Raw genomic sequence first — 22,238 nt, 5'->3', positions numbered from 1 at the left:
AAGCGCATGAGCGTCTTCGGCTCGAACGGCTTCGGGATCTTTGGCATGAATGGCAAGCCGCTGCGCGTTGCGTCTTCCATGCACATCCAAGACCGCGAGATCATCGCCTGGGTCACTGGGTCATGCGCGACGATGAACAGCGCCGGTTGGGTGCCCCCGGGCATCCCACCAGGCGCAGTGGCCAACTGATACCAACCGCACTATGGTTTGTTGCCTGCGATCCAATCGAGATCGGTCAGTGATCGGACGCGTCCCTCCTCTTCGAGTAGGCGGTTCCAGGCTTCGCAGCAGGCGTCGATGATGGCGCGGGTGCCCTCGAACAGGCGTCCCGGGAGATAGCGGTCTCTCAGGTACTGCCAGACCCGCTCGATTGCATTCAGCTCGGGGCTGTAGGGCGGCAGGTTCAGCAGGCTGATGTTCGGCGGCACGCGGATATCGCCGGACGTGTGCCAACCCGCATTGTCGATCAGCATCACCGCGTGGGTACCGGGCGGCAGTTGGGCTGCGACCTCCTCCAGCAGGAGGTTCATGGCCCCGACCGACACATGGGTGATGACCACGGCCGCGCCGGTATCACGCGCGGGACAGACCGCGCCAAAGATGTAGGCGGAGCGGTAGCGCTGGTCATTCACCATTCGTGGCCGCATGCCGCGTTGATACCAGCGGCGCACCATGCGGCCCTTCTGGCCTACTCGGGCCTCATCCGGGAACCAGACCTCGAAGCGCTCGGCGTGCGGGTACTCGGCGATGATCTGGGCGAAGGCGGCCGGAAAGCCCTTTTTTCGAAGCGCTCCTGCGCCGCAGGATCGGTCTCGGCGTGCCGCGGCCGTGGCGTCTGCCAGGACAGGTCCAGGCTGCGCATCAACCGCGCCATCCCAGTTTCGGCGTAGCTGACGCCAAACCTCTCCCGCACGATCCGGGACAGATCGATCAGCAGCCAGGTGGAGACGCCCTCCACTTCCGGATCCGGCCCCGCCAGCACGATGGCCTTGAGCGATGCCTGCTGACCCTCCGTCAGGCGGCAGGGGCGGCCGGATCCCCAATGGTCCGACCGCGCAGCGGGGCCAGCCCGATTGTTGCGGATCACCCAGTCCCGCAGCGTCTGACGGTCCATCCCGGCCAGCCGAGCCGCCGCCTCGCGGCTCAGCCCGTCCAGTGCCCCGGCGATCGCCAACAGGCGCCGCAAATCCTGCGGCGCCATATCGTCCCTGATCCACAGCCCAGCCATGTCCCGCTCCGCGCAGCCATGCTCAGCGATCAATCACGCCTCGCCGCGTCGGAGCAAAACAAGAGTCAGAACTTCACGCGCCGGGTATCACTTCCTTTCCGCGTTTATGAGTATAGCACATGTCCCGTCGGATTGGGGGGCGCTCCAATCAGCGGTGGGCAAAGACATCCTCTACCCACCGCAGCCCTAAGATGCCTTTCAACCTAACTCATGGAATAAACATAAGCCCAAAGTCCCCGAAGCGCGCGGGCGCCAAGATCAAATCCGCGTCGGAAACATTCGCGAAGGTCACCAACAACTCCGCCTCGTCAACACCGTTTGCAGCATTGCTGTCAGTGTCCGCCACCCTAAACAAAGCCGAGTTGGTGCCATTGTCGAACACGAGGTAAAACTGATCGCCAGCCGCCAATCCCACCAGACCATCTGCAAGCCCCAAAGCGGTAGCAACGTCGATGGCCCCCTGCGACGAGCTTATGACGGCTATACCAGTATTAGCACCCAAAGCACCTCCGGCGGCCAGCACCTGATAATCAGTACCATTACCGCGCAAATCTTGCTGATCGAGTTCACCGGTGCCACCGAAATTGAAAATAACGCTGTCTGTCGTCGAGAAATCCAAGACGATATCGGAATTATTCAGCGCAAGCGTCGTGTTCACGATGATTGTATCGTTTCCACTTCCCGATGAAATACGGTCGGCACCCTGCCCTCCCGAAATAACATCATTCCCACCGAAAGAGTTGATGACATCGTCGCCAGAGCCGCCAGAAATATTGTTAGCCAAAGCGTTGCCATTGATGATCAGATCGACCTCATTAGCACCACTGAAGCCAGACATGTTGATCGCAGTAGATGCTGTTGCTGCATTGACCGTGACGCTTGCCGCCCCCTGCAGGGCCGCCACCAACCCAACGGTCGTCGCGGCCGATTGCAGCGTCCCATCTTGATCCGCCACATGGTAGGTCGTCAGCCCAGTATTCGTGGCGTTATAGATCGTCAGTGCCTGTGCAACGTTCGCCGTACCCGTGATGACGATGTTGATCGCACCATCCCGGACGACGTCGGTGGTGCCGACTACAGCGGCCGCAGTATCAGTGATGCTATAAAATGTGTTGGCCGATGTCGGTGTCGCCGCCTCGATGATCTCTGCCTGCTGCACGTTCGCAACACCCGTAACGGTGATTTGGGTGGCGCCGTTGAGGTAGGTCGAAGCAACGTTGGCTGGAACCAGGTTCGCTGCCGTATCGCTCAAGCTGTAGGTCAGTGTACCCGTGCCATTCAGGGCATCGATCGCAGTCATCTGCGCAACCGTTGCAGTGCCTGTGACCGTCACGTTGATATTGTCCGGCAATACGATAGTGGTCGGTGTTTCCGCCGCGATCAGCGACTGGAACTGGGCCGCCGTACCGGACAGCGTCGTCAACGCCGTAGCATTGACGATGGCATTCGTTGCCAAGTCAAGCGACAACAAGTCTGCCACTTGCAGTGTCGTATTGGACAGTGACAGCGTACCCGGCCCTTCGATGCTGGCCCAGCCGGTACCGCCCACACGGGTGATTTGTTCCTTGGTTACCACAACCGTGGATTCCCCCGCGATCGACAGCGTGTTGGTGCCCAGCCCAAAGTTGGGGATGGTCACAGCGGTCAGATTCAGCGTGAAGGCACCCGTCACTGCGAGGCTTTCGTTGCCGATCGTCGCGGCGTTGGTCAGCGTCGCATTAGCCGACAGTGCCACCGTCACGCCCGCGCTCGGGACAATGCCATCCAGGTCAGCGCCCAAGGTGGCGTGGATGTTCGTGATGACCGCCGAACCGGTGCCGGTGATGCTCAGGCCACTGGCCTGGTCAGCAGACAAACGCACCGCGGCATCGCTTGCCAGGGTAATGGAGGCAGGCTTGTTCGTGAGGGCCCCCACGATGTCGAGTTCGGCCGCCCCCGTCACGGTCAAGGGCTGCGTGGTATCGAAGGTGCCATTGAAGTCCACGTTCGAACCAGTCCCGAGAACGATCGTAAGCGGAACGTCAATATGCGAGAAGTCGCTTGTATCTGTGGCGGACAGCGAGGTGACCTCAACCCTGCTAGAGGGATCGCCAGAGATGCTACCGATCACCGTGGCCTGAGCCGCCGTAAGCCGCAGAACCGCGCCGGCCCCAAGCGTCAGACTAGCAGCGGCCGTGCCATTGAACGTCAGCAACGTGGTGACACCTGACAGATCGGTCGACGTCGATGGGCCGAAGGTGGTCGCAGCGATGTTCAACGTACCGCGGTTCGCTAGCGAGCCGACGTATTCCACCGACTTCCCGGAGACCTGCGCGGCATTGGCCGTCAGCACCTCGTTATCCGCCACCCGAATGGTCTCGAAACCGGAGAAACCAGACAAACCAGTGATACTCACCGTATCCGCAGCCAAGAATATGTCGGTCCCGCTGCCGCCGTTGAGGGTGCCGGTAAGGGCGGTGAAGGTGCTGGAGTTGATAGTGTCATTGCCGGAGCCGCCGGTCACGTTCTGAGCAGCAGTACCCAGCGTGAACGTCTGCGTGCCAGACGCCAGAACGTAGCTCTCAATCGACGTATTGCCGGTCAGGTCCTGCACCGTGCCGCTCAGGGTCACGATGTTGGTATCCGTGCCCGTGCCCAGCAGAGCGTGCTGCACATAGGTCAGCGTCAGGTCAACGCCGCTATCAAGATCAATCACAACATCGGTCAGCGTCGCGTTCGCCACGCTGCTGTCAGCCGTGACTTGCAGCGTCACCGTGCCAGCCGTGCCGTCGATCGCTCCCGTCAGGGATGCAAAATCGTTGCTGTCGATCGTCACCGTGCCGCCACTCGTCGTCACGTTCTGAGCAGCAGTACCCAGCGTGAACGTCTGCGTGCCAGACGCCAGAACGTAGCTCTCAATCGACGTATTGCCGGTCAGGTCCTGCACCGTGCCGCTCAGGGTCACGATGTTGGTATTCGTGCCCGTGCCCAGCAGAGCGTGCTGCACATAGGTCAGCGTCAGGTCAACGCCGCTATCAAGATCAATCACAACATCGGTCAGCGTCGCGTTCGCCACGCTGCTGTCAGCCGTGACTTGCAGCGTCACCGTGCCAGCCGTGCCGTCGATCGCTCCCGTCAGGGATGCAAAATCGTTGCTGTCGATCGTCACCGTGCCGCCACTCGTCGTCACGTTCTGAGCAGCAGTACCCAGCGTGAACGTCTGCGTGCCAGACGCCAGAACGTAGCTCTCAATCGACGTATTGCCGGTCAGGTCCTGCACCGTGCCGCTCAGGGTCACGATGTTGGTATTCGTGCCCGTGCCCAGCAGAGCGTGCTGCACATAGGTCAGCGTCAGGTCAACGCCGCTATCAAGATCAATCACAACATCGGTCAGCGTCGCGTTCGCCACGCTGCTGTCAGCCGTGACTTGCAGCGTCACCGTGCCAGCCGTGCCGTCGATCGCTCCCGTCAGGGATGCAAAATCGTTGCTGTCGATCGTCACCGTGCCGCCACTCGTCGTCACGTTCTGAGCAGCAGTACCCAGCGTGAACGTCTGCGTGCCAGACGCCAGAACGTAGCTCTCAATCGACGTATTGCCGGTCAGGTCCTGCACCGTGCCGCTCAGGGTCACGATGTTGGTATTCGTGCCCGTGCCCAGCAGAGCGTGCTGCACATAGGTCAGCGTCAGGTCAACGCCGCTATCAAGATCAATCACAACATCGGTCAGCGTCGCGTTCGCCACGCTGCTGTCAGCCGTGACTTGCAGCGTCACCGTGCCAGCCGTGCCGTCGATCGCTCCCGTCAGGGATGCAAAATCGTTGCTGTCGATCGTCACCGTGCCGCCACTCGTCGTCACGTTCTGAGCAGCAGTACCCAGCGTGAACGTCTGCGTGCCAGACGCCAGAACGTAGCTCTCAATCGACGTATTGCCGGTCAGGTCCTGCACCGTGCCGCTCAGGGTCACGATGTTGGTATCCGTGCCCGTGCCCAGCAGAGCGTGCTGCACATAGGTCAGCGTCAGGTCAACGCCGCTATCAAGATCAATCACAACATCGGTCAGCGTCGCGTTCGCCACGCTGCTGTCAGCCGTGACTTGCAGCGTCACCGTGCCAGCCGTGCCGTCGATCGCTCCCGTCAGGGATGCAAAATCGTTGCTGTCGATCGTCACCGTGCCGCCACTCGTCGTCACGTTCTGAGCAGCAGTACCCAGCGTGAACGTCTGCGTGCCAGACGCCAGAACGTAGCTCTCAATCGACGTATTGCCGGTCAGGTCCTGCACCGTGCCGCTCAGGGTCACGATGTTGGTATTCGTGCCCGTGCCCAGCAGAGCGTGCTGCACATAGGTCAGCGTCAGGTCAACGCCGCTATCAAGATCAATCACAACATCGGTCAGCGTCGCGTTCGCCACGCTGCTGTCAGCCGTGACTTGCAGCGTCACCGTGCCAGCCGTGCCGTCGATCGCTCCCGTCAGGGATGCAAAATCGTTGCTGTCGATCGTCACCGTGCCGCCACTCGTCGTCACGTTCTGAGCAGCAGTACCCAGCGTGAACGTCTGCGTGCCAGACGCCAGAACGTAGCTCTCAATCGACGTATTGCCGGTCAGGTCCTGCACCGTGCCGCTCAGGGTCACGATGTTGGTATTCGTGCCCGTGCCCAGCAGAGCGTGCTGCACATAGGTCAGCGTCAGGTCAACGCCGCTATCAAGATCAATCACAACATCGGTCAGCGTCGCGTTCGCCACGCTGCTGTCAGCCGTGACTTGCAGCGTCACCGTGCCAGCCGTGCCGTCGATCGCTCCCGTCAGGGATGCAAAATCGTTGCTGTCGATCGTCACCGTGCCGCCACTCGTCGTCACGTTCTGAGCAGCAGTACCCAGCGTGAACGTCTGCGTGCCAGACGCCAGAACGTAGCTCTCAATCGACGTATTGCCGGTCAGGTCCTGCACCGTGCCGCTCAGGGTCACGATGTTGGTATTCGTGCCCGTGCCCAGCAGAGCGTGCTGCACATAGGTCAGCGTCAGGTCAACGCCGCTATCAAGATCAATCACAACATCGGTCAGCGTCGCGTTCGCCACGCTGCTGTCAGCCGTGACTTGCAGCGTCACCGTGCCAGCCGTGCCGTCGATCGCTCCCGTCAGGGATGCAAAATCGTTGCTGTCGATCGTCACCGTGCCGCCACTCGTCGTCACGTTCTGAGCAGCAGTACCCAGCGTGAACGTCTGCGTGCCAGACGCCAGAACGTAGCTCTCAATCGACGTATTGCCGGTCAGGTCCTGCACCGTGCCGCTCAGGGTCACGATGTTGGTATCCGTGCCCGTGCCCAGCAGAGCGTGCTGCACATAGGTCAGCGTCAGGTCAACGCCGCTATCAAGATCAATCACAACATCGGTCAGCGTCGCGTTCGCCACGCTGCTGTCAGCCGTGACTTGCAGCGTCACCGTGCCAGCCGTGCCGTCGATCGCTCCCGTCAGGGATGCAAAATCGTTGCTGTCGATCGTCACCGTGCCGCCACTCGTCGTCACGTTCTGAGCAGCAGTACCCAGCGTGAACGTCTGCGTGCCAGACGCCAGAACGTAGCTCTCAATCGACGTATTGCCGGTCAGGTCCTGCACCGTGCCGCTCAGGGTCACGATGTTGGTATTCGTGCCCGTGCCCAGCAGAGCGTGCTGCACATAGGTCAGCGTCAGGTCAACGCCGCTATCAAGATCAATCACAACATCGGTCAGCGTCGCGTTCGCCACGCTGCTGTCAGCCGTGACTTGCAGCGTCACCGTGCCAGCCGTGCCGTCGATCGCTCCCGTCAGGGATGCAAAATCGTTGCTGTCGATCGTCACCGTGCCGCCACTCGTCGTCACGTTCTGAGCAGCAGTACCCAGCGTGAACGTCTGCGTGCCAGACGCCAGAACGTAGCTCTCAATCGACGTATTGCCGGTCAGGTCCTGCACCGTGCCGCTCAGGGTCACGATGTTGGTATTCGTGCCCGTGCCCAGCAGAGCGTGCTGCACATAGGTCAGCGTCAGGTCAACGCCGCTATCAAGATCAATCACAACATCGGTCAGCGTCGCGTTCGCCACGCTGCTGTCAGCCGTGACCAGCAGCGTCACCGTGCCAGCCGTGCCGTCGATCGCTCCCGTCAGGGATGCAAAATCGTTGCTGTCGATCGTCACCGTGCCGCCACTCGTCGTCACGTTCTGGGCATCATGTACCCAGCGTGAACGTCTGCGTGCCAGACGCCAGAACGTAGCTCTCAATCGACGTATTGCCGGTCAGGTTCTGCGCCGTGCCGCTCAGGGTCACGACGTTGGTACCCGTGCCCGTGCCCAGCAGAGCGTGCTGCACATAGGTCAGCGTCAGGTCCACGCCGCTCTCAAGATCAATCACAACATCGGTCAGCGTCGCGCTCGCCACGCTGCTGTCAGCCGTGACCAGCAGCGTCACCGTGCCAGCCGTGCCGTCGATCGCTCCCGTCAGGGATGCAAGATCGTTGCTGTCGATCGTCACCGTGCCGCCACTCGTCGTCACGTTCTGGGCATCATGACCCAGCGTGAACGTCTGCGTGCCAGACGCCAGAACGTAGCTCTCAATCGACGTATTGCCGGTCAGGTTCTGCGCCGTGCCGCTCAGGGTCACGACGTTGGTACCCGTGCCCGTGCCCAGCAGAGCGTGCTGCCCATAGGTCAGCGTCAGGTCCACGCCGCTCTCAAGATCAATCACAACATCGGTCAGCGTCGCGCTCGCCACGCTGCTGTCAGCCGTGACCAGCAGCGTCACCGTGCCAGCCGTGCCGTCGATCGCTCCCGTCAGGGATGCAAGATCGTTGCTGTCGATCGTCACCGTGCCGCCACTCGTCGTCACGTTCTGGGCATCATGTACCCAGCGTGAACGTCTGCGTGCCAGACGCCAGAACGTAGCTCTCAATCGACGTATTGCCGGTCAGGTTCTGCGCCGTGCCGCTCAGGGTCACGATGTTGGTATCCGTGCCCGTGCCCAGCAGAGCGTGCTGCACATAGGTCAGCGTCAGGTCCACGCCGCTCTCAAGATCAATCACAACATCGGTCAGCGTCGCGCTCGCCACGCTGCTGTCAGCCGTGACCAGCAGCGTCACCGTGCCAGCCGTGCCGTCGATCGCTCCCGTCAGGGATGCAAGATCGTTGCTGTCGATCGTCACCGTGCCGCCACTCGTCGTCACGTTCTGGGCATCATGTACCCAGCGTGAACGTCTGCGTGCCAGACGCCAGAACGTAGCTCTCAATCGACGTATTGCCGGTCAGGTTCTGCGCCGTGCCGCTCAGGGTCACGACGTTGGTACCCGTGCCCGTGCCCAGCAGAGCGTGCTGCACATAGGTCAGCGTCAGGTCCACGCCGCTCTCAAGATCAATCACAACATCGGTCAGCGTCGCGCTCGCCACGCTGCTGTCAGCCGTGACCAGCAGCGTCACCGTGCCAGCCGTGCCGTCGATCGCTCCCGTCAGGGATGCAAAATCGTTGCTGTCGATCGTCACCGTGCCGCCACTCGTCGTCACGTTCTGGGCATCATGTACCCAGCGTGAACGTCTGCGTGCCAGACGCCAGAACGTAGCTCTCAATCGACGTATTGCCGGTCAGGTTCTGCGCCGTGCCGCTCAGGGTCACGATGTTGGTATTCGTGCCCGTGCCCAGCAGAGCGTGCTGCACATAGGTCAGCGTCAGGTCCACGCCGCTATCAAGATCAATCACAACATCGGTCAGCGTCGCGTTCGCCACGCTGCTGTCAGCCGTGACCAGCAGCGTCACCGTGCCAGCCGTGCCGTCGATCGCTCCCGTCAGGGATGCAAAATCGTTGCTGTCGATCGTCACCGTGCCGCCACTCGTCGTCACGTTCTGGGCAGCATTACCCAGCGTGAACGTCTGCGTGCCAGACGCCAGAACGTAGCTCTCAATCGACGTATTGCCGGTCAGGTTCTGCACCGTGCCGCTCAGGGTCACGATGTTGGTATCCGTGCCCGTGCCCAGCAGAGCGTGCTGCACATAGGTCAGCGTCAGGTCAACGCCGCTATCAAGATCAATCACAACATCGGTCAGCGTCGCGTTCGCCACGCTGCTGTCAGCCGTGACTTGCAGCGTCACCGTGCCAGCCGTGCCGTCGATCGCTCCCGTCAGGGATGCAAAATCGTTGCTGTCGATCGTCACCGTGCCGCCACTCGTCGTCACGTTCTGAGCAGCAGTACCCAGCGTGAACGTCTGCGTGCCAGACGCCAGAACGTAGCTCTCAATCGACGTATTGCCGGTCAGGTCCTGCACCGTGCCGCTCAGGGTCACGATGTTGGTATTCGTGCCCGTGCCCAGCAGAGCGTGCTGCACATAGGTCAGCGTCAGGTCAACGCCGCTATCAAGATCAATCACAACATCGGTCAGCGTCGCGTTCGCCACGCTGCTGTCAGCCGTGACTTGCAGCGTCACCGTGCCAGCCGTGCCGTCGATCGCTCCCGTCAGGGATGCAAAATCGTTGCTGTCGATCGTCACCGTGCCGCCACTCGTCGTCACGTTCTGAGCAGCAGTACCCAGCGTGAACGTCTGCGTGCCAGACGCCAGAACGTAGCTCTCAATCGACGTATTGCCGGTCAGGTCCTGCACCGTGCCGCTCAGGGTCACGATGTTGGTATTCGTGCCCGTGCCCAGCAGAGCGTGCTGCACATAGGTCAGCGTCAGGTCAACGCCGCTATCAAGATCAATCACAACATCGGTCAGCGTCGCGTTCGCCACGCTGCTGTCAGCCGTGACTTGCAGCGTCACCGTGCCAGCCGTGCCGTCGATCGCTCCCGTCAGGGATGCAAAATCGTTGCTGTCGATCGTCACCGTGCCGCCACTCGTCGTCACGTTCTGAGCAGCAGTACCCAGCGTGAACGTCTGCGTGCCAGACGCCAGAACGTAGCTCTCAATCGACGTATTGCCGGTCAGGTCCTGCACCGTGCCGCTCAGGGTCACGATGTTGGTATTCGTGCCCGTGCCCAGCAGAGCGTGCTGCACATAGGTCAGCGTCAGGTCAACGCCGCTATCAAGATCAATCACAACATCGGTCAGCGTCGCGTTCGCCACGCTGCTGTCAGCCGTGACTTGCAGCGTCACCGTGCCAGCCGTGCCGTCGATCGCTCCCGTCAGGGATGCAAAATCGTTGCTGTCGATCGTCACCGTGCCGCCACTCGTCGTCACGTTCTGACCAGCAGCACCCAGCGTGAACGTCTGGTTGCCATCAGCCAGAACGTAAGTCTCAATCGACGTATTGCCGGTAACACTCCCGGAATCCACGAACACAACGGTTTCACCAGGTCCGCCGGCCGTGATGACACCCGCCCCATTGTGCTGCGCCACACTCATCGACACGGACGCACTATCCGCGATGCTCAGGTCATACCGAGCTGGCACCAACACATTCAACGCACCCGCGCTGATGTTGTCCGCGGTCTCCAGCTCAATCACGAACTTGTTCGCGCCAGTCACGCCCGTCGTCGTGAGCGTCTTACCGCCAACCTGCTGGGCAGCCACCACCAAGGTTACGGCAGCCTCAGCGGTCAGGGCGGTTGCGTCCATGTCGCCGCCAGTGCCCGTCAAATCCAATGTTGCCGCACCGCCGGTACTAATGACGGTCAAGCCGGTCGCACCGATCTTGCCCGCCCCCATCGTCAGGGATGTTGCAGCCAAGTCGATCGACACGCCACCGCTCACCGTCACGCCGGACAGGTCGGTGGTGGCGCCCAGCGCGGTCACCGTCACGCTACCAGGCCCATTGACCGTCTTGCCTGTCAGCACAGAGGCTGCCGCCGTCAGCGTCAGGCCGGTGTCCACCGTGGTGGCCACCGCATCGTCAAGCGTGCCAGTAAAGGTCACGTTGTCCGTGACCGTGACGCTATCCAGCGCATTGCCTGCGATGCTGCTCACGTTGGCTGTCGCATCGCCCGCGCCGATGGTGACGGCCAGCTTACCGGTAGCGATTTTGTTGATCGTCTCGCTCGCCACCCTGCTGGCGGCCGCGGTCATCGTGAATCCATCACCCACGGTGACCACCGCACCATCCAGCGTGCCGATGAACGTGCCGTTCCCGTTAAAGGCTGCCGTCGTCGTCGTGGCGTCCAAACCGCTCAGATCAGCACCAAGCGTGGCATGCAGATCCGTCACTGCCACCGTGCCGGCGCCCGTCGCGACCTTACCCGTAAGCTTCGCCGCGGTGCCCTGCAGCACAGCGTTCGCAGTCACAGTGAACGTCGCTGTGCCCAAGTTGGCGGCATCGATGTTAAAGATGTCCAGCGCGCCGCCCGCAGTGCCAAGAATAAAGACCTGCGCCTTCCCGAGATTCCCCGTGAAGTTGACAGTCTGGTTCGTCAACTGGGCCGTAGCGGTCAGCCCGCCCGTGTCAATCGACGCCAAATCCGCATTAAGCGTGGCATGCAGTTCCCTCACCGCCACCGTGCCCGCACCCGTAGCGTCTTTGCCCGTGATCTGAGCCGCCGTGATAGTCAGTGTGCGGGCGGAATCCACCTCATATGTATCGACGTTGCCGAGATTGGCGTTACCAGTGACGTTGATATCACTGCTGACCGTAGCAGTGACGCCCGTATCCGGGTTCACGTTGGCCAAATTCGTATTGGCTTCCAGCGCCTTGACGGAAATAGCGCCGAGGCCGTCCACCGTTCGTCCCGTGACCTGCGCAGCGTTCGCAGTCAGGGTGAACCCACCGTCAACTGTGTACGTATCGACGTTGCTCAGGTTGTTGTTCGCAGTGATGTCGATGCTCGTGGACACCCACGCCGTTACCCCTCCCGAGGGGTTCACGTTGGCCAAATTCGTATTGGCTTCCAGCGCCTTGACCGAAACAGCGCCGAGGCCTTCCACCACTCGTCCCGTGACCTGCGCAGCGTTCGCAGTCAGGGTGAACCCACCGCCAACGGTGTACGTGTCGACGTTGCTCAGGTTGACGTTCGCAGTGACGTCGATGTTCGCGGTCACCGACGCCGTTACCCCTCCTGCAGGGTTCACGTTGCTGAGGTTAGTATCTGCCTGAAGCGAGGTCACAGAAACCGCGCCACTGCCCGTAACCGTTTGCCCCGTCAGCTGGGCGGCTGTGGCGGTCAAGGTTGCGCCGGTACTGATCGTGATCGTCCCGAGGTTTGTCAGGTTCACGCCAACCAAGCTGACCGGACCTGCAACCGTGATTTGGTGCGATTGAGCATTGATCGAATCGGGCTGCTCAGCCGTCTCGTCTGGCAAGGTGGTTGCCCCTGTCAGCGTGAGCGATACCTTATCGAGATTCTGCGACATAAGGTTGCCCGAAGCCGAGACGGCAACAGAGCCAGTACCGTTCAACGTAATACCGCCAGCATTGTTGAAACTGGTGGCCTGATTGGCCGTCATCGCCAGTGTGACGCCGGTATTGACTGTGAGAGCGCCGACATTCGCCAGGGTGACTGCGGCAAGAGTAACGCCTGTGTCTGCCGCGGTCAGGCGGTAACCCCTGGCATCAATCGCTAGCGGCAAGAATGCGGTGCTGCTGGGCAAAATGGCATCGGCGTTCAAATCGAGCCTGGTGAGACCCGACAAATCAGACACGGACAGTGCACGAAGGTCACCCCCGGCCACCAAGGTGTTGACCACCTCGATCAATCGTTTCGTTTCTGCGCTGATGTTGCCTGCTGCATCCGTCTGCGTCACGGTGATGAGCTCGTCGCCGTTCTTGAAGAACGTGCCTGCCTCACGGCTGGCAACGGCGAAGGACCAAACGCCGCCAGTGACCGTGGTGGTGTTGCCCGCCGTCAGCGTGCGGCCGCTCGAGAGCGAGAGCGTGATCGTCGCACCGTTCTCACCGGTCCCAGCGATCGTGAAACCAGAGACGTTCTCAAGAACATCAACAATGTCGTCGTTGGCCACGATGTTGATGCCGGGGGCGGTCGGCACCACGCTGTCGATGACCACACCGGTTTGGGTGGTGGCCGCGCTGGTCAAGCCGGCGGCGTCGGTTGCCGTAACGCTGATTGTGTAGGTGCCATCGGCCGGCAAAGTGACGGAAGAATACGGCAGAGACCAATTGCCGAACTCGTCAGCCCTGACGGAACGCGTCGAAACCACGGCGCTGCTTGCATTTTCATCCAAGAAGCGAATGGTGACTCGCGCGTTAGCCTCAGCCGTGCCTGTCAACCAGGTTGTGCCATCATGCTCAACCTTATTGATCAGATTGTTCGAGGCCACTGGATCCAGCACGGGCGCATCCGGCCCGTTGATATCTGCTGGATGAAGAGTAAAGAACAGTCCAGGGCTTGCGTTGCTGGTGACTGCACCGGACACAATTTTGGCGGTGAGTGCTTTAAGACCATCTACGCCGAGATCAGCCCTGGTTACCGTGAAATCAACATAGCCATTCCCGACTTCGGTGCCATCGAGCGTGTTTGTCTTGGGGGTACCGAACGGCTGGCCACCCAGGAACAATTGAACCACATCGGTCGTCGCCACCACAGACGGCAAGCTAACGCGCACGACCAAGTCGCCCTCATGGGTCTCGAGGACGCTGTCGATAAGATCAGTGCCGACGATCGAGAGTGTCGGAGTCAGAGAGACGGCTTTGAGATCAGCGTCCAGGCGCGTCGCAAGGGCGGTGATCAGACCTTCCACAGCCGTCTTGGCCGTCAGCACCTGCTCCTTCACAGAACCAGGCACAGTGGCAAGGCCGTCGAGACGCGTGACCGCCGTCTCCAGCGTCGTCACGCGACCGGTCAGCGCAGCAATATCAGTCGTGTTCGACGCAACATCCGCCTGCAGGTCCGCAATATCAGCGTCCAGGCGCGTCGCAAGGGCGGTGATCAGACCCTCCACAGCCGTCTTGGCCGTCAGCACCTGCTCCTTCACAGAACCAGGCACAGTGGCAAGGCCGTCGAGACGCGTGACAGCCGTCTCCAGCGTCGTCACACGACCGGTCAGCGCAGCAATATCAGTCGTGTTCGACGCAACATCCGCCTGCAGGTCCGCAATATCAGCGTCCAGACGCGTCGCAAGGGCGGTGATCAGACCTTCCACAGCCGTCTTGGCCGTCAGCACCTGCTCCTTCACAGAACCAGGCACAGTGGCAAGGCCGTCGAGACGCGTGACCGCCGTCTCCAGCGTCGTCACGCGACCGGTCAGCGCAGCAATATCAGTCGTGTTCGACGCAACATCCGCCTGCAGGTCCGCAATATCAGCGTCCAGGCGCGTCGCAAGGGCGGTGATCAGACCTTCCACAGCCGTCTTGGCCGTCAGCACCTGCTCCTTCACAGAACCAGGCACAGTGGCAAGGCCGTCGAGACGCGTGACCGCCGTCTCCAGCGTCGTCACGCGACCGGTCAGCGCAGCAATATCAGTCGTGTTCGACGCAACATCCGCCTGCAGGTCCGCAATATCAGCGTCCAGGCGCGTCGCAAGGGCGGTGATCAGACCTTCCACAGCCGTCTTGGCCGTCAGCACCTGCTCCTTCACAGAACCAGGCACAGTGGCAAGGCCGTCGAGACGCGTGACCGCCGTCTCCAGCGTCGTCACGCGACCGGTCAGCGCAGCAATATCAGTCGTGTTCGACGCAACATCCGCCTGCAGGTCCGCAATATCAGCGTCCAGGCGCGTCGCAAGGGCGGTGATCAGACCTTCCACAGCCGTCTTGGCCGTCAGCACCTGCTCCTTCACAGAACCAGGCACAGTGGCAAGGCCGTCGAGACGCGTGACCGCCGTCTCCAGCGTCGTCACGCGACCGGTCAGCGCAGCAATATCAGTCGTGTTCGACGCAACATCCGCCTGCAGGTCCGCAATATCAGCGTCCAGGCGCGTCGCAAGGGCGGTGATCAGACCTTCCACAGCCGTCTTGGCCGTCAGCACCTGCTCCTTCACAGAACCAGGCACAGTGGCAAGGCCGTCGAGACGCGTGACCGCCGTCTCCAGCGTCGTCACGCGACCGGTCAGCGCAGCAATATCAGTCGTGTTCGACGCAACATCCGCCTGCAGGTCCGCAATATCAGCGTCCAGGCGCGTCGCAAGGGCGGTGATCAGACCTTCCAAAGCCGTCTTGGCCGTCAGCACCTGCTCCTTCACAGAACCAGGCACAGTGGCAAGGCCGTCGAGACGCGTGACCGCCGTCTCCAGCGTCGTCACGCGACCGGTCAGCGCAGCAATATCAGTCGTGTTCGACGCAACATCCGCCTGCAGGTCCGCAATATCAGCGTCCAGGCGCGTCGCAAGGGCGGTGATCAGACCCTCCACAGCCGTCTTGGCCGTCAGCACCTGCTCCTTCACAGAACCAGGCACAGTGGCAAGGCCGTCGAGACGCGTGACCGCCGTCTCCAGCGTCGTCACGCGACCGGTCAGCGCAGCAATATCAGTCGTGTTCGACGCAACATCCGCCTGCAGGTCCGCAATATCAGCGTCCAGGCGCGTCGCAAGGGCGGTGATCAGACCTTCCACAGCCGTCTTGGCCGTCAGCACCTGCTCCTTCACAGAACCAGGCACAGTGGCAAGGCCGTCGAGACGCGTGACCGCCGTCTCCAGCGTCGTCACGCGACCGGTCAGCGCAGCAATATCAGTCGTGTTCGACGCAACATCCGCCTGCAGGTCCGCAATATCAGCGTCCAGGCGCGTCGCAAGGGCGGTGATCAGACCTTCCACAGCCGTCTTGGCCGTCAGCACCTGCTCCTTCACAGAACCAGGCACAGTGGCAAGGCCGTCGAGACGCGTGACCGCCGTCTCCAGCGTCGTCACGCGACCGGTCAGCGCAGCAATATCAGTCGTGTTCGACGCAACATCCGCCTGCAGGTCCGCAATATCAGCGTCCAGGCGCGTCGCAAGGGCGGTGATCAGACCCTCCACAGCCGTCTTGGCCGTCAGCACCTGCTCCTTCACAGAACCAGGCACAGTGGCAAGGCCGTCGAGACGCGTGACAGCCGTCTCCAGCGTCGTCACACGACCGGTCAGCGCAGCAATATCAGTCGTGTTCGACGCAACATCCGCCTGCAGGTCCGCAATATCAGCGTCCAGACGCGTCGCAAGGGCGGTGATCAGACCTTCCACAGCCGTCTTGGCCGTCAGCACCTGCTCCTTCACAGAACCAGGCACAGTGGCAAGGCCGTCGAGACGCGTGACCGCCGTCTCCAGCGTCGTCACGCGACCGGTCAGCGCAGCAATATCAGTCGTGTTCGACGCAACATCCGCCTGCAGGTCCGCAATATCAGCGTCCAGGCGCGTCGCAAGGGCGGTGATCAGACCTTCCACAGCCGTCTTGGCCGTCAGCACCTGCTCCTTCACAGAACCAGGCACAGTGGCAAGGCCGTCGAGACGCGTGACCGCCGTCTCCAGCGTCGTCACGCGACCGGTCAGCGCAGCAATATCAGTCGTGTTCGACGCAACATCCGCCTGCAGATCCGCAATATCAGCGTCCAGGCGCGTCGCAAGGGCGGTGATCAGACCCTCCACAGCCGTCTTGGCCGTCAGCACCTGCTCCTTCACAGAACCAGGCACAGTGGCAAGGCCGTCGAGACGCGTGACAGCCGTCTCCAGCGTCGTCACACGACCGGTCAGCGCAGCAATATCAGTCGTGTTCGACGCAACATCCGCCTGCAGGTCCGCAATATCAGCGTCCAGACGCGTCGCAAGGGCGGTGATCAGACCTTCCACAGCCGTCTTGGCCGTCAGCACCTGCTCCTTCACAGAACCAGGCACAGTGGCAAGGCCGTCGAGACGCGTGACCGCCGTCTCCAGCGTCGTCACGCGACCGGTCAGCGCAGCAATATCAGTCGTGTTCGACGCAACATCCGCCTGCAGGTCCGCAATATCAGCGTCCAGGCGCGTCGCAAGGGCGGTGATCAGACCCTCCACAGCCGTCTTGGCCGTCAGCACCTGCTCCTTCACAGAACCAGGCACAGTGGCAAGGCCGTCGAGACGCGTGACCGCCGTCTCCAGCGTCGTCACGCGACCGGTCAGCGCAGCAATATCAGTCGTGTTCGACGCAACATCCGCCTGCAGATCCGCAATATCAGCGTCCAGGCGCGTCGCAAGGGCGGTGATCAGACCCTCCACAGCCGTCTTGGCCGTCAGCACCTGCTCCTTCACAGAACCAGGCACAGTGGCAAGGCCGTCGAGACGCGTGACCGCCGTCTCCAGCGTCGTCACGCGACCGGTCAGCGCAGCAATATCAGTCGTGTTCGACGCAACATCCGCCTGCAGGTCCGCAATATCAGCGTCCAGGCGCGTCGCAAGGGCGGTGATCAGACCTTCCACAGCCGTCTTGGCCGTCAGCACCTGCTCCTTCACAGAACCAGGCACAGTGGCAAGGCCGTCGAGACGCGTGACCGCCGTCTCCAGCGTCGTCACGCGACCGGTCAGCGCAGCAATATCAGTCGTGTTCGACGCAACATCCGCCTGCAGGTCCGCAATATCAGCGTCCAGGCGCGTCGCAAGGGCGGTGATCAGACCTTCCACAGCCGTCTTGGCCGTCAGCACCTGCTCCTTCACAGAACCAGGCACAGTGGCAAGGCCGTCGAGACGCGTGACCGCCGTCTCCAGCGTCGTCACGCGACCGGTCAGCGCAGCAATATCAGTCGTGTTCGACGCAACATCCGCCTGCAGGTCCGCAATATCAGCGTCCAGGCGCGTCGCAAGGGCGGTGATCAGACCTTCCACAGCCGTCTTGGCCGTCAGCACCTGCTCCTTCACAGAACCAGGCACAGTGGCAAGGCCGTCGAGACGCGTGACCGCCGTCTCCAGCGTCGTCACGCGACCGGTCAGCGCAGCAATATCAGTCGTGTTCGACGCAACATCCGCCTGCAGATCCGCAATATCAGCGTCCAGGCGCGTCGCAAGGGCGGTGATCAGACCCTCCACAGCCGTCTTGGCCGTCAGCACCTGCTCCTTGACCGAGCCGGTCACAGAGGCCGTGTTGTTGAGCAGCGTGACCGCCGTCTCCAGCGTCGTCGCACGACCGGCCAGCGCGGCAATGTCGGTGCCATTCGTCGCGACCTGCGTCTGCAGAGCATCAATCTCGGCCTGCAGGCCCGGGATACCCGGATAAGAGACACCCGCAATGCCCGCAAAAGCGCCCTGCAGCGCCGCAAAATTCGCGTCAGCGTTGGTCACCGGCACATAGGAGATGTTGCCGCCATTGATGACGAGCTGAGAAATCTGCCCGCCCTCGACCTGGTAGATCGTCCCACCGACACTGAGGCCCACCGTCATGCCGATCAGCGTGAAGCTGGCCGGCGCCGTGGCGAGGAAGCTCGTCAGGCTGGTCAGCTCCGCGGCCGTCAGATTGATCAGAAGCGAGCCGGTGTCGTTAATGCTGAGGAACGAGTTGGAGGCAATGAACTGGCTGTAGCTCAGCACGACCGTCGATTGGACATCGAAGGCGATGCCGGCGGGGATGGTCGCCAAGGACGCATCGAGCGAGCCGGTGCGCACCTTGATGGTCGTGAAGCTGTTGGAGATGACGCTGTCGCTGGTGAGCTTCACCGCGTCATTGTCAAAGGGATTGACGGTATTGGCTGCGGTCGAATCAAAGATGAAGCTGATGATCTCGCCGCCCGTCACAGCGGATGTGTCGACCTTGAGGTTACGGACGTTGTAGCCGGCCACGGTGTCCCGCACCCGGACGGCCAGCTCATCACTGCCCGTACCCAGGGCGCCTGAGAACGAAATCGCGCCAGCATTGGGCGCATTGATCGTGAACACATCATCGCCGGTCGTACCCTGAACCGCCACGGACAGCACGGATGCAGGGTCAACATCGAGGCGCTTCGTGCCGAAGCTTGCTACGCTCCCGCTTGCGGAAACCCCTTCGCGAACGAAGGTGGCAGCCCCCGAGGAATTGATGCTGATGGAAATGTCACCTGTGGCATTGCCGCCAAGTGTGACCACGCCGGCGGCTTCGCTCAGCGTGAAGACCGGGGTCGATGCCGCCTCGACAGCGGCGTTCAGCTGCTGAAGCTGGCTCCCACTGGGCGTATAGCCGTTCGAACCGGTAAAGCTGACCTCAGAGCCCAGGAAGAAATCGGCCGGCTGCGTCGCCAGGAAAGAGAGGAAGGCGGACAGCTCAGCGTCGGAACCAATGCTGACCGAGACGGAACCCAGCCCCGTCGCGCTCTGAACGGACGACACATTCGAAATCTGGGAAACCGAGAGAACGACGGAGGAATTGATCTCCAACGCCAAACCGGTCGGCAAACTGGCTTGGGTTGTGTCAACGGTCCCGCGCTTGATCTCAAGCGTATTGAACGCGGAAGAGATGACACTCCCGCTGCTCAAGACAACCAGATCGAGCGTGTCGGCAAAGTCGAATACCAGACGGTCAGCCGTGCTGGTCATGGCACTGGTGACGACCTTCAAGGTCCGCGTATCGGCGGTATTTGCCGAAACGTCGTTCACGACGATCACGAAACTGTCGACGCCGGCGCCCAGGCTGCCCTGCAGCACCAGCTCCGCGGCCTTCGGCGCGTTGAGGGTGAAGGTCTCGGCCGTGCCCGTTCCCTGCAAATCAACGACGAAGGCAGTCCCTGCCGCAACGTCAATCAGCTTCCCACCAACACCGGCCACGGTGCCGGTCGCATTGACACCCTGACGCGCGAAGGTGGCCGAACCATCAGCGGCGATCGTTACGGTGATGGCGCCCGTCGCCGTTCCGCCGAAAGTAACGGTACCTGCCGCTTCCGCAAAAGTGAACGTAACAGGCGGGACGATCTGAATTTGGTTCAGGAATGCCGCATTGGCACTCACATTACCGGCGGCATCCGTCTGCCGCACAAGCACGGCACCGGCGGCATAAGTCCCCACAGGGACCGAGAAACTGGTCCCCGAACCCGAAGTCCAGTTGTTTCCGCTATCGAGGCTGTACTGCCAGGTTGCGAGCGCTTCGAGACTCCCGACATTGACCGAACCGTCCGTCGTGATGTTGTCCCCCGCGACGCCGGTATCATTCGCCAGGGCCACCGTCGGCTTGGCCACAGTGGCATCGATGGTCGTGCTGACAACATTGCTCGTCGAAGAATTGCCGGCGGCATCGGTCACCACCGCGCGGAACTGGTAGCTCCCGTCAGCGATGCTCGACTGTTGCGCCGTGGTCGTCGACCAATTTGCACCACCATCCGTCGAACGCTGCCAGACGACGGTCGCGCCAGCCTCCTGACCCGCCAGGGACAGGGTGAAGGTGCTGTCGTTGGACAGGAAATCGCTGCTGGAGGTGCCGGAATCCGTGAAACCCGAGAGCGACAAAACGCCAGCCGCAGGAGCGGCCGTGTCGATGGTCGCGCTGACAACATTGCTCGTCGAAGAATTGCCGGCGCCATCCGTCACCACCGCGCGGAACTGGTAGCTCCCGTCAGCGATGTTCGACTGTTGCGCCGTCGTCGTCGACCAGTTCGCGCCACCATCCGTCGAACGCTGCCAGACGACGGTCGCGCCAGCCTCCTGACCCGCCAGGGACAGGGTAAAGGTGCTGTCGTTGGACAGGAAATCGCTGCTCGAGGTTCCGGAATCCGTGAAATTCGAGAGCGACAAAACGCCAGATGCGGGCGCACTCGCAGTCACAGTCATGCTGATGACATTGGTGGTGGTGACGTTGCCGGCCGCATCACTCACCAATGCGCGGAACTGGTAGCTCCCGGCCGCAATCGCCGACTGCGCCTGGGTCGTGGTCGACCAATTTACGCCACCATCCGTCGAACGCTGCCAAACGATGGTCGCGCCGGCCTCCTGGCCAGCGAGGGCCAGAGAAAATGTATTGTCGCTCGACACAAAGTCAGATGCCGAAGCCCCCGTGTCCGTGTAGCCCGAGAGCGACAGAACGCCGGATGCCGGCCCAGTCAGGTCGACGACAGTGACGCCGGCCAGCGCCGTTGTGACGCTCGTATTGCCAGCCAGATCCGTTTGCCGGACCAAAACCCTGCCGGCGGCATAGGTCCCCTCCGGCAGCGCGAAGGATGAACCCGAACCCGTCGTCCAGGTCGAACCGGCATTGGTGCTGTACTGCCAGGTAGCGCCCTGCTGCAGGCCACCAACATTCACCTGAGCAATGTTGGTGATCCGATCCGTAGACGACGCGCCGGTGTCACTTGCCAGCGTAACCTGGGTAGCGGGCGCGGCGACCCGATCCAACGTCATGGTGACAACATTCGATGTTGCCACGTTTCCAGCACCATCCGTCACTCGCGCGCGGTACAAATAGGTACCGTCAGCCGTCAGAGACTGCGCGGCCGTCGTATTGGTCCACGTTGCGCCACCATTGGCCGACCGCTGCCAAACCACCGTGGCACCAGCCTCCTGGCCGGCCAATGACAGGGAGAAGACATTATCAGTGCTGACGAAATCTGCCGCACTCGCGCCGGTATCCGAGAACCCCGCCAGGGAGAGCGTGCCAGCCGTGGCCGCCGTATCGACCGTAAGACGAAACGAGTTGCTGAGAAGACTCGGGAGCCCATTGTTGACGACGGCGGCCGAGATGAGATGAACGCCATCGGCGAGCAAGGGAGACGTCCAGGACCAATTTCCCTGAGCGTTCGCCGCCGTCGTACCAATCAGAACACCGCCGTCAAAAATCCGCACCGTGGCGTTCGCTGCCGCGGACCCGGTGATGGAGAGGGTTCCATCATTGGTCACATCGCCCGAGGCGAGAACACCAAACTTCCCACCAACGACATTGTCGCGCACGGACGCGATTGTCGGCGCCCCTGGCAAGACCACGCTGCTCGCGACCGTCGCCATGAAAGGATCGCTGTTGGCGCTTACACCCGCGGGGATAGATACCGTCGCGGAAAGCGAATGAGCCCCCAACACCAGCGCGGGCGTGTTGAACGACCAGGCCCCTGACGCGTTGGCTGTGGCAGTGCCCAGCACCACCACCCCGTCGAATATCGTCACCACCCCGCCTGGGACTGCCTCACCCACCAAGCTCAGGGTGGCATCGTCCGTCGTCGCACCGTTCGCCAGGAAACCTCTTTGCGCGCCGACACCATCCTGGACGGACAAAATGCGCGGGGGACGAACGAGAGCCATATAGAGCAGCCTTATGT

7 protein-coding genes are annotated in these 22,238 nt (G+C 61.8%); 1 reads left to right on the top strand and 6 read right to left on the bottom strand.

Annotation, left to right across the window (positions count from 1 at the left end; translation table 11 throughout):
- The first annotated feature begins 6 nt into the window (after positions 1-6).
- Positions 7-189, top strand: coding sequence for a hypothetical protein (locus tag ACQ860_RS21240; protein WP_431305314.1), 183 nt, complete (start codon positions 7-9; stop codon positions 187-189).
- 11 nt (positions 190-200) lie between these two features.
- Here ACQ860_RS21240 and ACQ860_RS21235 read toward each other — a convergent pair.
- The 6 genes from ACQ860_RS21235 to ACQ860_RS21210 form a co-directional block, all read right to left on the bottom strand.
- A protein-coding gene (locus ACQ860_RS21235; protein WP_431305313.1) for an IS630 family transposase occupies positions 201-1,228 on the bottom strand; the annotation gives its coding sequence in 2 pieces (ribosomal slippage) (positions 201-782 and positions 785-1,228; 1,026 coding nt in all).
- 208 nt (positions 1,229-1,436) lie between these two features.
- Entirely contained in the window at positions 1,437-7,394 is a 5,958-nt protein-coding gene (locus ACQ860_RS21230; protein WP_431305312.1) for a beta strand repeat-containing protein, read from the bottom strand.
- Between the two features lie 10 nt (positions 7,395-7,404).
- Positions 7,405-8,061 (bottom strand): hypothetical protein, encoded by a 657-nt coding sequence (locus ACQ860_RS21225; protein WP_431305311.1) that lies wholly within the window; start codon positions 8,059-8,061, stop codon positions 7,405-7,407.
- A 10-nt stretch (positions 8,062-8,071) separates the two neighbouring features.
- Positions 8,072-8,395 carry a hypothetical protein gene (locus ACQ860_RS21220; RefSeq protein WP_431305310.1) on the bottom strand — a complete coding sequence of 108 codons (324 nt, stop codon included), beginning with the start codon at positions 8,393-8,395 and terminating at the stop codon, positions 8,072-8,074.
- 10 nt (positions 8,396-8,405) lie between these two features.
- Entirely contained in the window at positions 8,406-8,729 is a 324-nt protein-coding gene (locus ACQ860_RS21215) for a hypothetical protein (protein ID WP_431305309.1), read from the bottom strand.
- Positions 8,730-8,739: 10 nt separating this feature from the next.
- Positions 8,740-22,221 (bottom strand): Ig-like domain-containing protein, encoded by a 13,482-nt coding sequence (locus ACQ860_RS21210; RefSeq protein WP_431305308.1) that lies wholly within the window; start codon positions 22,219-22,221, stop codon positions 8,740-8,742.
- Positions 22,222-22,238 lie beyond the last annotated feature (17 nt).

The sequence above is a fragment of the Sediminicoccus sp. BL-A-41-H5 genome, from assembly GCF_050632405.1.
Classification (GTDB): Bacteria; Pseudomonadota; Alphaproteobacteria; order Acetobacterales; family Acetobacteraceae; genus Roseococcus.
The sequence above is the reverse complement of the archived record's forward strand: the minus strand, read 5'-3'. Positions and strand labels throughout refer to the sequence as shown.

Coding starts and splice junctions, on each gene's coding strand:
- ACQ860_RS21240 (WP_431305314.1), top strand. CDS start 7: ATGAGCGTCTTCGGCTCGAACGGCTTCGGGATCTTTGGCATGAATGGC.
- ACQ860_RS21210 (WP_431305308.1), bottom strand. CDS start 22,221: ATGGCTCTCGTTCGTCCCCCGCGCATTTTGTCCGTCCAGGATGGTGTC.